Origin of the sequence: Actinomyces sp. 594, assembly GCF_019325145.1 — a bacterium.
Taxonomy (GTDB): Bacteria; Actinomycetota; Actinomycetes; order Actinomycetales; family Actinomycetaceae; genus Actinomyces.
This window is the reverse complement of the sequence record NZ_PIZC01000060.1, coordinates 1-858: the sequence shown is the minus strand read 5'-3', so window position 1 is coordinate 858 and position 858 is coordinate 1. Positions and strand designations below refer to the sequence as shown.

Annotated in this window: 1 protein-coding gene; it reads right to left on the bottom strand. The window is 77.0% G+C overall.

Annotated elements, in window-relative coordinates; all coding sequences use genetic code 11:
* Positions 1–858, bottom strand: an 858-nt coding sequence (locus GZ998_RS10830; RefSeq protein ID WP_257505892.1) for a uroporphyrinogen-III synthase, incomplete at both ends; no start/stop codon positions are given.

Sequence of the window (858 nt, the reverse complement as noted above, 5' to 3'; positions counted from 1 at the left end):
CGCGGCGGTCGGCTTCCCGATCGTCACCACGCGGGTCGCGGGCGGGGGCGGCCCGGCGAGATCTACCAGCGCGCGCGTGGAGGACCCCGCAACCAGTACCACCGCGTCGAAGCGGCCGCCCACCCAGTCCGCGGTGAAGCCCACGGGCAGGTCGGCGAGTGGAACCGGTTCCATGGTGTAGGCGGCCACGGCATCGACCTCCCAGCCCGCGCGCCTGAGGCCCTCGGCCAGTGCGGGGGAGGCCAGCGCCGAGCCTGGCAGCAGCAGTCGGCGCTCCCGCCCCGTCCCACCCCCGGCCGTCCCGTATCGGCGCGCGGGCGAGGACGTCGCAAGGGCGTCCGGCCCGCCACTGAGCTGCGGCAGCTCCAGCAGGGCAGTCCCGCTGCCGGCCGCCACCAGGTCGGGTTCGCACCCCAGCCGCTCCCGCACGGCGCGCGCGGTGCCAGTGCCGACCACAGCGATTCCGGTGCATGGGCGTGAGGCGGTGGGGCGGACGCGCGCGGGGGTATCGGGACAGCCCGAAGCGCCGTTCACGTGTCCGCAGGCGTCGTGCGCCTCATAGTTGCCCAGGGCGCTGAAGTCGAAGAAGTCCAGGGTGCGGGCCGAGGTCAGCACTCCCCAGGCGTAGTGGCCGTCCGCCAGCCTTGCGGCGGCGCGCTCACGGGGACCGGCGGCCCCGGGGACCGCCCGGGTCAAACCCACGCTCACCACCGCGGCACCCGCCGCGGCCAGTGCGGCGGCAATCGCGTCGCCGGGCTTGGCGCGCGGCAGCAGCACGCGCCGCCCGGCCAGACGCGCTGCCGCGGAGCCCGCCGCCGCGGAGCCTGCCGCTGTGGTGCCCTCGGCCGGGCTCACGGC